The sequence below is a fragment of the Flavobacterium sp. genome, assembly GCF_965277525.1.
Classification (GTDB): Bacteria; Bacteroidota; Bacteroidia; order Flavobacteriales; family Flavobacteriaceae; genus Flavobacterium.
Window position 1 is genome coordinate 164,823 of the sequence record NZ_CBDIDC010000001.1, and the last position, 14,585, is coordinate 179,407.

Annotated in this window: 11 protein-coding genes; 8 read left to right on the forward strand and 3 right to left on the reverse strand. The window is 35.4% G+C overall.

Going from position 1 to position 14,585, the window contains the following annotated elements:
- Window positions 1-4 precede the first annotated feature (4 nt).
- Window positions 5-1,399, forward strand: a complete 1,395-nt coding sequence (locus ACQY44_RS00630) for a RagB/SusD family nutrient uptake outer membrane protein (protein WP_428228489.1) — start codon at window positions 5-7, stop codon at window positions 1,397-1,399.
- Between the two features lie 169 nt (window positions 1,400-1,568).
- On the opposite strand, the gene ACQY44_RS00635 is transcribed toward ACQY44_RS00630, so the two are convergent.
- Both ACQY44_RS00635 and rocD read right to left on the reverse strand, forming a co-directional pair.
- Window positions 1,569-2,030 carry a DUF1810 domain-containing protein gene (locus ACQY44_RS00635; protein ID WP_428228490.1) on the reverse strand — a complete coding sequence of 154 codons (462 nt, stop codon included), beginning with the start codon at window positions 2,028-2,030 and terminating at the stop codon, window positions 1,569-1,571.
- Window positions 2,031-2,267: 237 nt separating this feature from the next.
- Window positions 2,268-3,521: an ornithine--oxo-acid transaminase gene (gene rocD, locus ACQY44_RS00640; protein WP_428228491.1), complete on the reverse strand. Its 1,254-nt coding sequence runs from the start codon at window positions 3,519-3,521 to the stop codon at window positions 2,268-2,270.
- 597 nt (window positions 3,522-4,118) lie between these two features.
- On the opposite strand from rocD, the gene ACQY44_RS00645 reads away from it, so the two are divergent.
- From ACQY44_RS00645 to ACQY44_RS00675, 7 genes are all read left to right on the forward strand, one after another.
- The gene (locus ACQY44_RS00645) at window positions 4,119-4,571 is read left to right on the forward strand and encodes an Lrp/AsnC family transcriptional regulator (protein WP_428228492.1); all 453 of its coding nucleotides are present in this window, start codon (window positions 4,119-4,121) and stop codon (window positions 4,569-4,571) included.
- 21 nt (window positions 4,572-4,592) lie between these two features.
- The gene (locus tag ACQY44_RS00650) at window positions 4,593-6,095 is read left to right on the forward strand and encodes a M28 family peptidase (RefSeq protein ID WP_428228493.1); all 1,503 of its coding nucleotides are present in this window, start codon (window positions 4,593-4,595) and stop codon (window positions 6,093-6,095) included.
- A gap of 12 nt (window positions 6,096-6,107) precedes the next feature.
- A complete protein-coding gene (locus ACQY44_RS00655) occupies window positions 6,108-6,971 on the forward strand; it encodes a cyanophycinase (RefSeq protein ID WP_428228494.1) in 864 nt (287 codons plus the stop codon).
- Window positions 6,972-6,973: 2 nt separating this feature from the next.
- Complete coding sequence (locus ACQY44_RS00660) at window positions 6,974-9,175, forward strand: penicillin acylase family protein (RefSeq protein ID WP_428228495.1); 2,202 nt, start codon at window positions 6,974-6,976, stop codon at window positions 9,173-9,175.
- 99 nt (window positions 9,176-9,274) lie between these two features.
- Window positions 9,275-10,048: a dienelactone hydrolase family protein gene (locus ACQY44_RS00665; RefSeq protein WP_428228496.1), complete on the forward strand. Its 774-nt coding sequence runs from the start codon at window positions 9,275-9,277 to the stop codon at window positions 10,046-10,048.
- 193 nt (window positions 10,049-10,241) lie between these two features.
- On the forward strand, window positions 10,242-11,213 hold the full coding sequence (locus ACQY44_RS00670; protein WP_428228497.1) for a DUF3667 domain-containing protein: 972 nt from the start codon (window positions 10,242-10,244) through the stop codon (window positions 11,211-11,213).
- 5 nt (window positions 11,214-11,218) lie between these two features.
- The gene (locus ACQY44_RS00675) at window positions 11,219-12,244 is read left to right on the forward strand and encodes a M28 family peptidase (protein WP_428228498.1); all 1,026 of its coding nucleotides are present in this window, start codon (window positions 11,219-11,221) and stop codon (window positions 12,242-12,244) included.
- A gap of 259 nt (window positions 12,245-12,503) precedes the next feature.
- On the opposite strand, the gene rho is transcribed toward ACQY44_RS00675, so the two are convergent.
- Complete coding sequence (gene rho, locus ACQY44_RS00680; protein WP_428228499.1) at window positions 12,504-14,408, reverse strand: transcription termination factor Rho; 1,905 nt, start codon at window positions 14,406-14,408, stop codon at window positions 12,504-12,506.
- Between the last annotated feature and the right edge of the window lie 177 nt (window positions 14,409-14,585).

Genomic DNA, 14,585 nt, shown 5'->3' on the forward strand with positions numbered 1-14,585 from the left:
CAAAATGAAAGCAAATAAAATAATCTTATATCTATTTTTCGCAGTCCTTTTTGCGAGTTGCGAAAATGAATTAGATATAGATCCTAAACAAACTGAAGATGCGTCTATCACACTTGGCACAGAAGGTGGTATAACCAATATACTTACCGGAACGTATGCTCTTGCAGCAAATGGAAATGCTTATGGAGGAAGAATATTACTCTACGCTGATTTGTTAGGCGTTAGTGCCGCACTAAATACAACTGATCTTAGATGGAGAGGAACTTATGGCGAGCTGAGACAGATGTATATCAAAACAATGTTGTCAGACAACGTAATTATTGAAGGAACTTATTCCAGATGTTACGAAATAATCAATGCGGCAAATACTGTAATCGAAAACGTTGATAAAGTAAAAGATCCGGCCAAACAAACCCGAATGATTGGTGAAGCCAGTTTTTTAAGATCGCTGGCTTATTTTGACCTCGTTCGCTTTTTTGCAAAACCTTACGTGAGTGGTCAGGCCAATACTCAGTTAGGAGTTGTCATCAGACCCAATGCGATTTATAATTTTAATGTTGATCTTTCAAAAGAAAGAAGTACGGTTGATGAAGTGTATAAAGTTATCATCGATGGTTTAAATCTTGCTTATACCAATCTTCCTGCTGATAACAGCTTTTATGCTGATAAATATGCGGCAAAAGCTTTATTGGCCAGAGTATATCTGCAACAAGGCAACTATGCGCAGGCAAGAGATGCCGCTAACGACGTGATCGAGAATAGTGGACACGGATTATCTCTAAACTATGCAGCAGCCTTTAATCACGATACGGATCAAACCGAAGATGTATTTGCCATACAAATTACAAAACAAACCGGAATAAATGATGTCAATACATTTTATGAGTCTGAAGATAATGGAGGACGTGGTGGAGATTTTTCAATCAGAGATCATTATTTAGAAAAATTTAGCAGCCCCGATGACAGAGCTACTTTTAATTATGAAAATGCAGCAAACGGCAGAATATTAACGTCTAAGTTTACGGATCAATTTGCCGATGTGGCGATTATTCGATTAGCCGAGATGTATTTAATAAGAGCCGAAGCCAATCTTAGACAAGGAACAGCTGTTGGAAACACACCACTTGACGATATCAACACGATCAGATCCAGAGCAAAAGCAGATAATTTATCAGCTGTTACTATAGATGATATTTTATTAGAACGCGAATTGGAGTTAGGAATGGAAGGTTTCTTAATTCACGATATCAAAAGAACCAAACGTTCTATTGATATTAGTGAAAATGGTGATGGATCAAGTCTGCTGCTTTATGACGCAAACAACCTGGTATTCCCTATTCCGTTGAAAGAGACTGATGCCAACAAAAAAATCACTCAGAATCCGGGATACAGTAACTAGTATAATCTGGTTGGGTATAATTATTTTTAAAATCATAAAATCTATGTTTCTATGTCTTTAATTATTTTTTTTTCGTTACACCCAACAAGTTAATCAAAAACACTCTATAAATAAAAAAACCATTCCGCTAAAACGGAATGGTTTTTTGTTTTTTACATTTCGATGTAATTTATAGTAATGCTTCAACAGCTGGCGACATTATTTTTGAATTTGTCATAGACAAGGTAAGCGGATCAGAATAACCTAAGAAAAAGGCATTCAATATTTCCTGAAATACAGGGTGGGCTCCTTCAACCTGAGAAAAGAGTGTCATCGACGAACGTAATTTACGAGCATCCAGATCCCCAAAAATACCCTCGGCAGATTTTCTTTTAAAGGTCAGCAGAAGTTCTGAAATTTCTATAAGATGTTTGGATAAAACAGGATGATCAAGAAATTCTTTCGCTTCTCTAAGATTGGCAATCGCATAATATTTAGAGATATTACTAGTTCCCAATCCTTTTAATTGCGGGAAAATAAACCACATCCAATGGGTTTCTTTTTTACCTTTTTTAATTTCGGAAAGAGCGGTCAGATAAAGTTTATTCTGCGCATCTAAAAAACGTGTTATATCAGTATTTGAGTAAGCCATTATAATAGAATTGTATTTATAAAAATTAGTAAAACCGTTTTGGTCTTTTTATTTCTTTAATTAATCAAAACCTCTTTTGAAGATTCATTTTAAAGACATTCAAAACTACATATCATCTCCCGCAAAAAAATTACACAATTAGTGTCGCTTCTTATATAATTTATATGATTGATTAAAAACAAAAAAGTTGCAGGAATGTCCTGCAACTTTTTTGAATATATAATGGATTAAAACCTCTTAATCTCTAAAATCATTTAAAGATTTCTCAATAATTTCAAGACATTCCTGAATTTGAGCTTCTGTCATAACCAATGGCGGTGCTAATCTGATTTTATTTCCGTGAGTTGGTTTTGCCAATAATCCGTTATCTCTGAATCTTAGGCAAATTTCCCAGGCTAGATCTGAATCTTCGCCACAATTAATAACAATAGCATTCAGCAACCCTTTACCACGAACCAGCGTGATTAGGTTATTTCTCTCCGCAATTTCGTTTAGGCCTTTTCTTAAAAGGATTCCCAGACGTTCTGCATTTTCTGCCAGATTTTCTTCCTTTATTACTTCAAGAGCAGCAATGGCAACAGCAGCAGCAACAGGATTTCCACCAAAAGTAGATCCGTGTTGACCCGGTTTAATCACATTCATGATTTCGTTATTGCACAAAACAGCTGAAACAGGATAAACACCACCAGAAATTGCTTTACCTAAAATCAAAATATCCGGTTGTACATCTTCATGATGTACTGCTAACAATTTTCCGGTACGTGCAATTCCCGTCTGAACTTCATCTGCAATAAACAAAACATTATGTTTCTCACACAACGCTTTTGCCTTCGATAAATATCCTTCAGAAGGCACATAAACTCCTGCTTCTCCCTGAATAGGTTCCACTAGAAATCCCGCAATATTTTTTGATGATTCAAGCGCTTTTTCAAGCGCTTCCAGATTATCGTATTCTATTTTTATAAATCCTTCTGTAAAAGGTCCAAAGTTTTTACGGGCACCTTCATCATTAGAAAATGAAATGATCGTAGTCGTTCTTCCGTGAAAATTGTTTTCGCAAACAATAACCTGAGCCTGATTTTCCGGAATACCTTTTACTTCATAAGCCCATTTTCGACACACTTTAAGTGCAGTTTCAACAGCTTCTGCTCCGGTATTCATTGGCAGCACTTTATCAAAACCAAAATATTTCGTTACAAACTCCTCATAATCACCTAATTTGTCATTATAAAAAGCACGTGATGTCAACGTTAATTTCTGTGCCTGATCTACCATTGCTTTCACAATTTTTGGGTGGCAATGTCCTTGGTTTACTGCAGAATAAGCCGATAAAAAATCATAATATTTTTTACCGTCTACATCCCAAACATATACACCTTCTCCTCTTTCCAGCACAACTGGAAGCGGATGATAATTATGAGCTCCGTATTTATTTTCTTTTTCGATCAAAACCTCAGATTTTGACGAAAGGGATTTTTCAGTATGAATCATGATTTATTTATTTAAAGCACAAAAGTATTAAAAATTATTCATTATCAAGGCACAAAACACTTGTTTTGACTTTTAAAAACCAAAACAAAGTCAAAAATCACATTTTTAACGACATAAAAAATCAATTACTTTAATTTAATGACATTCCGATATTCCCTTTTATTGAAAAAAATAATTACTTTTATGCATGTAAAATTATAATTCATTACGAATATAATTTGGCAGGACATGGTGTTGTCCCTACGGGACAAAATTATGTTTGTCATTTTATTTTTCTACCAAGATTTAATCTCTCCGAGATATTGGAACTATATTCGGCAAACATGAGTTTTATACTATAAGCAATCAGCATATATTCCGTTAAGAATAAAATATCGGCAGAAAAAGAAGATCACAAACCTGCCCGGATTTAATCTCCGGGATATAGGAACTATATTCGGCAAACATAAATTTTATACTATAAGCAATCAGTATATATTCCGTTAGGAATAAAATATCGGTAGAAAAAAGAAGATCACAAACCGGTAAAATGTTCCGTAGGAACTACATATTTACCACAACAATAAAATAGTAGATAATTACAATACAATTTAAATAATGGATATATTAGACGAATTTGATATCAGCATCATTAAAGAATTAGAGAAAGATGGCAGAATGGCTTTTTCTGCAATTGCTGCTAATTTGAAAATATCAAATACAATGGTGCACCAGCGCATTAATCGAATGATAGAGCAAGGGGTCATTGGCGGAATCAAACCTATTATTCAGGAAAAGAAGATTGGTTATGACTGGGCATCATTTACCGGAATCACTTTAAATAAAGATTCTGATTCTGACCGGATTATCGAAGCTTTGAAAGACATTCCTGAAATTACAGAATGTTATTATGTAACGGGCTCCTTCACGCTTTACATCAAAATCATTGCAAAAAATCACGAACACATGCGAAGAATCCTATACGAAAAAATCGATAGTATCCCCGGTATTGCGAAAACCGATTCGATAATTGAATTGGGTTGCGCTTTCAAAAGAAATATTACTTTATAATCACTTTCTAATCTAAAAAAGATGCGTTTACGAATTCTGCTTTTATTTACCTTGCTTTGCTGTAAATCATTGTTGTTTTCGCAAACGATTGTTCCAAATCCGTCCAAAAGTGATTTCGCAGGAACGCTTTCTTTTTTAGCTTCTGACTGGATGCAAGGACGTGAAGCGACACAGAAAGGTGGTTTTATGGCTTCAGAATATATTGCTTCTATGATGGGATTGTACCAATTGGTACCTTATAATCCGGAATCCGGATATTATCAGGATTTTAAAATCAAAGAGCATAAGGTAAAAAAAGCCTCTTTAGAAATTAAAAAAGGACAAGAAACTGTACTTCTTTCTCCAAATGCTGATTTTCAAATTACACCCACCGCTCAGTCTTTACAGAAAGAAAGTCAAATTGTTTTTGCCGGTTATGGATTAAGCCTGCCACAACAAAACTACGATGACTATAAAAATCAAAATATAAAAGATAAAATTGTAGTCGTTCTCAATGGATTCCCGGGACATCAGGACAGTACATCTGTAAACTATAAAAAATTAAACCCCCTATTTCCAGAACAAAATGATCTGGAAGACCTTAAACTGCAAACCGCTATCAGCAAAGGTGCAATTGCCTTAATTATTATAGAGCCAAAAGGAAAATTCAAGCCTCAAAACGCAAAGAAAAATACTGTTTTTCATTCTTTAGAAAACTCGACCATTACCTCAATTCCAGTTTTTAAAATAAGCAATTCAGCTGCCGAAAAGCTTTTATCGGGAACCAATATTTCATTGTCATCGATGGAAAAAAAATCAGCACAAAAATTAACAATTGCTACTACGCTATTAAAAAACACAAAAGTCAATTTCTCTATCGAATTGCAATCTCAAAGTTTTCCGGTCCGAAATGTTTTGGGAATGATTCCCGGAAAAGACACCACTAAAACTATTATTGTAGGCGCGCATTACGACCATTTGGGCATCATAAATGATTCAATCTATAACGGTGCAGATGATAATGCTTCCGGAACTTCCGGAATGCTGGCATTGGCAAAAAAATGGTCAGAATCGAAGGCAAAGCCACAGTTTAATATGCTATTTGCTTCCTGGACTGCAGAAGAAATGGGGCTTTTGGGAAGTGAATATTTCGTTCAGCATTTCGATTTTGAAAACCAGAAAATACTACTCGCTATTAATATGGACATGATATCACGAAGTGCTCCGGAAGACAAAATGCACCGTATATTAAGTATCGGAACACAAAAAGGAAGTGATCATTTACAAGAGATGATCAATTTCAGCAACCATAAACTTTCAAAACCTTTTGCGCTTGATCTTTGGGAAACCAACGGACATACCGGAAGCGATTATGCTTCTTTTACAGCAAAAGGGATTCCGATTATGACTGTTTTCAGTGGTTTTCACGAAGATTATCATACGCCTCGAGATAAAACTGCAAAAGTAGATTTAGATAAAATGCAGGATGTTTTATTTATAGTCAATAATTCTCTTTTAAGATTTATAGAAAATCAGCATAATTAAACCATAATAACCATGAAAAACCAACCGCTTTTCAGACTTTTATTTAACACATTTATGATTACTCTGCTCCTATTGATCAGTGGTCTCCTACAAGCCCAAACACCAAAAGGAAAATTATTTATTATTGGCGGCGGAGACCGTTCTGATGATTTAATGAAACAAGTTTTGAGTGTCGCTGAATTATCCAAAAAAGATTACATAGTGGTTTTGCCCATGTCGAGCGAAGAACCGGACAGTTCGTTTATTTTCTTTAAAACACAAATGGTAAAACTAACTTCAAACCCAATTGTGATGCTTAATTTCAACAAGGAAACTGCTCAAAATAAAACATTAACCGATTCACTGCAAAAAGCAAAACTCATTTTTATAAGTGGCGGCGATCAGGTTCGTTTTATGAACGTGGTTCAGAATACGCCAATAAAAACAGCGATCCAAAAAGCCTACGAAAACGGAAGTACTATTTCAGGAACAAGTGCCGGAGCAGCTGTAATGTCGGAAAAAATGATTACCGGAAACCAGAAATTACAAAAAGAATATTCCGGAACTTTTGATAATATCCGATACGATAATCTAGAAACTGCTGAAGGTTTGGGATTATTGAAAACAGCGGTTATCGATCAGCATTTTTTAAAAAGGAACCGTTACAATCGTTTACTCTCTGCTTTAGTTGAATTTCCTGCTTTAACCGGAATCGGAATCGATGAAAGTACGGCCATTATAGTTCGCAACAATCAGATTGAAGTAGCCGGAGAAAGCGAAGTAATCGTAGTCAAAAATCCAAAAGGAATTTTGAAAGCGAAAAAAAATAACCTGATTTCAATCGAGATTCTTCAAATGAGCATTTACACCGCAGGACAAAAATTTAACATCAAATAATTATGTTCAATTCCAATAAAATAATTCAATTAACCTTTATCTTTTGTTGCGTTAATTTTCAAATTTTTGCACAAAAAATCAATACAAAAGAAGTCAATCGTCTGGAGAAACTAGCGCAACAGGTTTCTATTATCAGAGATAAATGGGGAATTCCACATGTTTACGGAAAAACGGATGCTGATGCTGTTTTCGGATTACTGTATGCACAATGCGAAGATGATTTTAAGCGAATTGAAATGAATTATGTCGAAAAACTGGGCCGTCTTTCTGAACTAAAAGGACAATCGGTTTTATACAATGATTTAGAAATTCGCCTTTTGATTGATACCGAAGAAGCCAAATCAGATTATAAAAAAGCACCTCTCTGGCTCAAAAAACTGTTAAACGGATATGCCGATGCCATCAATTTTTATCTGTACAAACATCCCGAAGTAAAACCGGCACTTTTAACTCATTTCGAACCGTGGTTTCCATTACTCTGGACAGATGGAAGTATTGGCGCCATAAGTACTGCTGATCTTTCGACCGGAGAATTAAAGGCTTTTTATTCCGGTAATAACGATAAAATGGCATATGTAGAACGTGAAAAAAATGTACAAACAGGTTCAAATGGTTTTGCCTTTTCACCTTCAAAAACTGCTGATGGAAATGCCATTTTATATATTAATCCGCATACAACTTTTTACTTTCGACCTGAAGTTCAGATCACAAGCGATGAAGGATTAAATGTTTACGGAGCCGTAACCTGGGGACAATTTTTTATTTACCAGGGTTTTAATAACAATTGCGGCTGGATGCACACCTCATCAAACGTAGATGTTGCGGATATGTATGCCGAGAAAATCACCAATAAAAACGGAAAATTATACTATGAATTCGATAAAAAACTATGGCCTGTTATCGAAAAACAAATCACGATAAACTATATCGAAAACGGGAAATTAATTCCTAAAAAATTCAAAACCTATTTTACCAACAACGGTCCTGTTATGGCGAAACGTGACGGAAAATGGATCAGTCTAAAATCGAACAATCGCTCCATGACCAGTTTGATCCAGAGTTGGGTCAGAACCAAATCTACCGGTTTTGAGGAGTATAAAAAAGCAATGGATTTAAAAGCCAATACATCCAACAACACCGTTTATGCAGACAGTAAAGGAAATATTGCCTACTGGCACGGTAACTTCATCCCAATACGGGACAAAAGCCTGAATTGGTCAAAAGTCGTTGACGGATCTATTTCATCTACACAATGGAAAGGCCTGCATGAAGTCGACGAAACCGTTCATATATACAATCCTGTAAATGGCTGGTTGCAAAATTGTAATTCAACCCCCTATTCTGTTGCCGGAGAAAACAGTCCGAAACGAGAAAATTATCTGCCGTATATGGCCCCTGACGGAGAAAATTTTAGGGGAATAAATGCTGTTCGCATTTTCAGCAAAGGAGATCATTATACTCTAGACAAAGTAATTGCTGACGGATACGATACGAAATTGTCCATTTTTGAAATTCTGATTCCAAGTTTGATCGCTTTTTTCGAGAAAAATATTAAAACTACTGATCCTGAATATACTGAATTGGCTGAAGCGGTTACCATCTTGAAAAACTGGGATTATTATGCCAAAGAAAATTCAGTGGCCACCACATTAGCAGTCGAATGGGCGTACAAATTAGACCCGATTATCCTAAAAGCTTATATTGACGAAGGGGAACCGGATCAGGTAGAGAATACTAAAAATTTCGCTGCAACTGCTACTGTCAAACAATTCATTCCGCAATTACAAGAAGTCCTGAAAGACTTAAAATCAAAATGGGGAACGTGGAAAGTGGCTTGGGGAGAAATCAACCGTTTTCAGCGATCCAGTGGTGATATTGACCTGAAATACGACGATTCTAAACCAAGTTTACCTATTGCTTTTGGTCCCGGTTCGTGGGGAAGTTTGCCTTCTTTTAAAAGCAGTTATCAAAATGGCTCTAAAAAACGCTACGGCTACAATGGCAATAGCTTTGTTTGCGCTGTAGAATTTGGTCCAAAAATAAAAGCAAAGTCATTACTGGCAGGAGGAAACAGCGGTGACCCAAAATCAAAACACTTTGAAGACCAGGCCGAAATGTATCAAAAAGGACAATTTAAAGATGTTTTATTTTATAAAGAAGATGTGATTAAAAATGCCGAAAAGACCTATCATCCCGGCGAATGATTTTTACTTTACAAATTAACTTAGAAACCTCGGAAGAAATACATTTCGAGGTTTTTTTGTAACATAATATTTCAGATATTTGTTAAAAATTGTAAAACTATGAAAAATCTGTCTCTTCTTCTGTTTGCTTCTATTTTGTTTTCTAACACTATAAATGCACAATTAAAAGCTGTAAAATATACAGACGGTTCTCAGGCACTAAATGGATTATTTATAAAGTCTGCTAAAAAAAGCAGTCAAAATCCGGGTATATTACTTTTACCGGCATGGTTAGGAATTGATAAAGCCTCGAAAGATATCGCAGAAAATTTATCCAAATTAGGTTATAATGTTTTCATCGCAGATATTTACGGAGAAGGAAACTACCCAACTAATACTGCCGAAGCAGGAAAACAAGCGGGTTATTACAAAAAGAATTACGAAGTCTATCAAAAACGTATTGATGCAGCCTTAAAAGAATTAGTAAAATCCGGGGCAAATGCAGACAATATTGTGGCTATCGGATATTGTTTTGGAGGAACAGGTGTTCTTGAAGCAGCCCGCGGCCATTTGAATGTAAAAGGAGTTGTTTCGTTTCACGGAGGTTTAGGCAAAGACGCAAGCCGTCCCCTTGAACCTGTAACTACAAAAGTTTTAGTTTGTCACGGTGCAGATGATCCGTTTGAATCTAAGGAAGAAATTACTGCTTTTCAGCAAGAAATGCGTGACACAAAAGCCGATTGGCAAATGATTTATTATGCAAATGCAGTACACTCTTTCACTAATCCGGAAGCCGGAAGTGATAATTCAAAAGGTGCAGCATACAATCCGGTTGCCGCTAAAAGATCATTTGAACATCTACAGCTTTTCTTAAATGAAGTGTTGAAAAAATAAACTTTTAATTAGTCCACGGATCTTACTGGTTATAGGGATTGACACTGATTTCATTATTCCATTTAATTAAATTCCTGCTAATCAATGTAATTAGTGGCAAAAAAAAACGGCGCAAACCCGTTTAAATCCGTAACATACGTTGGCAGGAAAACACAAATCTAAATAATAAACCAAATCCATTAATAAATAACCAATGTCACACAGTCCGATTAGAAAAGATAAAACATGCCTGAATTGCAGACACGTTGTGGAGCAAAAATATTGTCCGAATTGCGGGCAGGAAAACACAGATTCCAGGAAAACGTTCCACCATTTATTTATCCATTTCTTTGAAGACTTAACGCATTATGAAAATGCTTTTTGGAAAACCATTCGAAATTTACTTTTCAAACCCGCAACATTAACCAAAGAATACCTTTCAGGAAAAAGATTATCCTATCTGGCTCCAGTTCGCCTTTATATCTTTATCAGTTTTATTACTTTTTTAATGATTGCTTTGTTCCCTTCTGACATAGGCAAAAACATTAATAATAATGAAAACGAGATTTCGTCATCACTTATTAATCAGGACAAAAAAGAAGTCAAAGATTCTTATAAAAAGACTCATTTTGACCTTCCTCCCATGAAAGAAATTGACTCTGTTCAAAAGTATGGAAAAAAGAGTGAGAAGCTATCAGAATTTCAATATTGGCTCTATGAAAAGGTAGCACATGTTACTGAACACAATACCAAAAAGGAAATTATTGAGAAATTTATAGAATCTTTTTTTCATAATATTCCTAAAATACTATTTATAATAATGCCTTTTTTTGCGTTCTTACTATGGCTCTTTCACAGCAAAAAGAAATGGTATTACTTTGATCACGGAATTTTTACTTTACATTACTTTTCCTTTTTACTTCTAATTTTTCTTATCTTATTTATTATAGATAAAATAATAGGGGCATTTGGAGTAGACAGTCCTGTCGCCTTTGTATCCCGTATTACAAATTTCTTTGGTGTCCTTTGGATGTGCTATTATTTCTACCCTGCACATCATCGTTTTTACGGAGAAACCAGATGGATTTCATTTGTTAAAAGTTTAGCATTGTTCTTTATAAACTCCATTTTTATTCTATTTTTACTGATCGCTTATATTTTCTACACATTCATCAATTTACATTAAACTAAATGAAAAAAATTGTAATTCTATTATTAATTGGTTCTGCATTTTCATGCAAAAATGCGCAGTCAGTTGCGTCCAAAGACAATTCAGATCCAAGCAAATACATACAACTCATCAAGGAGAAAGACTTAAAAGAAATGCTATATGTTATTGCTTCTGATGAAATGGAAGGTCGTGAAACCGGCTCTAAAGGACAGAAAAAAGCAGGTCTTTACATGATTGAACAATACAAAAACAATAAAGTTTCGTTTCCTAAAGGAGCAACAGACTATTACCAGCATATTCCTGCCTCTTTTTTGAATGCAAAACGTAACGAAAACTTACCGGATTCTGAAAATATCTGGGCCTACATTGAAGGTTCTGAAAAGCCGGATGAAGTTTTAGTAATCTCTGCGCATTACGATCATGTGGGAATAAAAAATGGCGAAGTATACAACGGAGCTGATGACGATGGTTCAGGAACTGTAGCTGTAATAGAAATGGCAAAAGCATTTGCAAAAGCAAAGAAAGACGGACACGGGCCAAAACGTTCTATTCTTTTCCTGCACGTAACTGGCGAAGAGCATGGTTTACACGGATCACGTTATTACTCTGAAAATCCTTTATTTCCCATTGCCAATACCATTGCAGATATTAATATTGACATGATTGGTCGTCGCGATGTAGAGCATGCAAAAACCAACAACTACGTTTATGTAATTGGAGCTGACAGACTATCAACTGACTTGCATAATATTGTAGTGGCACAAAATGAAAAATACACCAAAATAGATTTAGATTTCAAATTTAATGATCCTAAAGATCCTAATCATTTTTATGAGCGTTCTGATCATTACAACTTTGCAAAATTTGGTATTCCCGCAGTTTTCTTCTTCAACGGAGTTCACGAAGATTACCACCAAAAAGGTGATGAACCTCAAAAAATCGAATATGATGCTTTGACCAAAAGAACTCAATTAGCTTTCGTTATTGCCTGGGATTTAGCCAACAGAGAAAACAGACCGGTAGTTGATAAACCGATTAAGAAATAAGACTCTAAGATACTGAGCGACTAAACTGCTAAGGTTCTGATATTTAACATAGAGGCGCAGAGCAGTGTGTCTTTGTAGAGTCATTAAAGAGTATTCATTTAGAAAAAAACAAAATAACCGTAAAATTTAATAACAAAGTTTGCATCAAGTTACCTAACAAGAAAGGGATAAGTTTAAAAACTCATCCCTTTTTTTATATTTACGAATCCTAAAAGAAAAACCTCAGAACCTTTGCGACTTTGAACCTTTGTACCTTCTTTTAGTCATTCATAGAAATCAAAAACTCTTCGTTATTTCTTGTTTTCTTAAATCGTTCGTTTACAAAATCCATAGATTCTACAGGGTTCATATCGGATAGATATTTACGCATAATCCACATTCTTTGTAATGTTTTTTCGTCTAATAGTAAATCATCACGACGTGTACTTGAAGAGGTAAGATCAATTGCAGGAAAGATACGTTTGTTCGCAATTTTACGATCCAATTGAAGTTCCATATTACCGGTACCTTTAAATTCTTCAAAGATCACCTCATCCATTTTTGAACCTGTTTCAGTCAACGCAGTTGCAATGATACTTAATGAACCACCGTTTTCTACATTTCTTGCAGCTCCAAAGAAACGTTTTGGTTTTTGTAATGCATTTGCATCAACACCACCACTTAAAACTTTTCCAGACGCAGGCTGAACAGTATTATAAGCTCTTGCCAGACGTGTAATCGAATCCAGAAGAATCACAACATCGTGACCACATTCTACCAAACGTTTTGCTTTTTCGAGAACGATATTGGCAATTTTTACGTGTTCTTGTGGTTCTCTGTCAAAAGTAGAAGCAATAACTTCTCCACGAACACTACGTTGCATATCGGTAACCTCCTCAGGGCGCTCATCAATCAAAAGAACGATAAGATACACTTCAGGGTGATTAGCTGCGATTGCATTTGCAATGTCTTTTAATAACATTGTTTTACCCGTTTTAGGCTGAGCGACAATCATACCGCGCTGTCCTTTTCCTATAGGAGAAAATAAATCGATAATACGGGTTGAAACAGAACTGCCTTTTTCGGCTAATTTGAATTTTTCAGAAGGAAAAACAGGTGTAAGGTGTTCAAAAGAAACTCTGTCGCGAACAACTTGCGGATCGTGACCATTGATTTTAAGTACACGCACTAACGGGAAAAACTTCTCGCCTTCTTTTGGAGGACGAACCACTCCTTTTACAGTATCTCCGGTTTTAAGACCAAATAATCTGATTTGTGATGTTGATAAATAAATATCATCCGGAGAGGCTAAATAATTATAATCTGATGAACGTAAAAAACCGTAACCATCCGGCATCATTTCAAGTACACCTTCACTTTCGATAATTCCATCAAACTCAAAGTCTGAATCCCTGAAATTACTTTTTTTATTTTTATGATTTGGATTTTGATTCCCGTTACTTACATTTCCGTTTGCGTTTCCATTTTGATTTGGATTCTGAGGCGCAACTGGATTTTGATTGGGATTCTGGTTTGGATTTTTAATCTGGTTCGGATTGACCTTTTTTACTAAAACCGGTGCTTCTGTTTTTTCAGCAGTTGGACTTTCTGCTACAGCTTCGCTTTCCGGAAGTGCTTCTTTTACAGCTTCTTTTTCTTTTTGCAAAGCAACTTTTTTCTCGTAAGCTGATTTGCTGAATTTTACGATTTTCGGTCCTTTTTTCTCCGTTACCTCATGCTCTGAAACTTCCTGAGTTTCTGAATTTCCAGGAGTCTCTGTAGTTTCTTTAACTTCTTCAACTGCCTTAATTCCTGCAATCGCTTTAGCTACGGGAGCCTGCTTTGCTTTAGGAGCTATTTTTGCTGCCGGGGTTTGTTTTACAACTACCGGAGTTTCTGTTTTTTCCGGAGTTTCATCTATTTTATCAAATTCTAAGACTGGGGCATTTTTGCTGATAGCTGCTTTTTTTACCGGAACAATTCTTGCTCTCTTAGGCTTATCATCAACGTTTTCCGTTTCAGTTACAGCACTAACAGGTGGTGCTATAGTGGTTTCCTGATGCGCTAAAATCTGGCTGATTAAGGCCTCTTTTTTGACACCATTAAACTTTATAGTTTTAGCTAACTTAGCTATTTCTTGAAGCTCAGAAAGCTTCATTTCTTTTAATGCAGAAATATCAAACATGAATGTTCTATGAATTTAATTATTTAAACGGAAATACTGTAAAAAGAATAGGTAGATAATTGTTTTCGATTGCCCGCAGTATGAAGTGCTTACGGTATTATGATGCAATAATACGAATAAAATTTAATCATACAATAGTATTTTAAAAAAAGAAAATATATTTTTGTAAAACAATTT

What these genes read in the sequence shown, in the direction of transcription:
- ACQY44_RS00655 (WP_428228494.1), top strand. Translation starts at nt 6,108, where the DNA reads ATGAAAAACCAACCGCTTTTCAGACTTTTATTTAACACATTTATGATT.
- ACQY44_RS00635 (WP_428228490.1), bottom strand. Translation starts at nt 2,030, where the DNA reads ATGGCTTACTCAAATACTGATATAACACGTTTTTTAGATGCGCAGAAT.
- ACQY44_RS00675 (WP_428228498.1), top strand. Translation starts at nt 11,219, where the DNA reads ATGAAAAAAATTGTAATTCTATTATTAATTGGTTCTGCATTTTCATGC.
- ACQY44_RS00665 (WP_428228496.1), top strand. Translation starts at nt 9,275, where the DNA reads ATGAAAAATCTGTCTCTTCTTCTGTTTGCTTCTATTTTGTTTTCTAAC.
- ACQY44_RS00650 (WP_428228493.1), top strand. Translation starts at nt 4,593, where the DNA reads ATGCGTTTACGAATTCTGCTTTTATTTACCTTGCTTTGCTGTAAATCA.
- rho (WP_428228499.1), bottom strand. Translation starts at nt 14,408, where the DNA reads ATGTTTGATATTTCTGCATTAAAAGAAATGAAGCTTTCTGAGCTTCAA.
- ACQY44_RS00670 (WP_428228497.1), top strand. Translation starts at nt 10,242, where the DNA reads ATGTCACACAGTCCGATTAGAAAAGATAAAACATGCCTGAATTGCAGA.
- ACQY44_RS00630 (WP_428228489.1), top strand. Translation starts at nt 5, where the DNA reads ATGAAAGCAAATAAAATAATCTTATATCTATTTTTCGCAGTCCTTTTT.
- rocD (WP_428228491.1), bottom strand. Translation starts at nt 3,521, where the DNA reads ATGATTCATACTGAAAAATCCCTTTCGTCAAAATCTGAGGTTTTGATC.
- ACQY44_RS00660 (WP_428228495.1), top strand. Translation starts at nt 6,974, where the DNA reads ATGTTCAATTCCAATAAAATAATTCAATTAACCTTTATCTTTTGTTGC.
- ACQY44_RS00645 (WP_428228492.1), top strand. Translation starts at nt 4,119, where the DNA reads ATGGATATATTAGACGAATTTGATATCAGCATCATTAAAGAATTAGAG.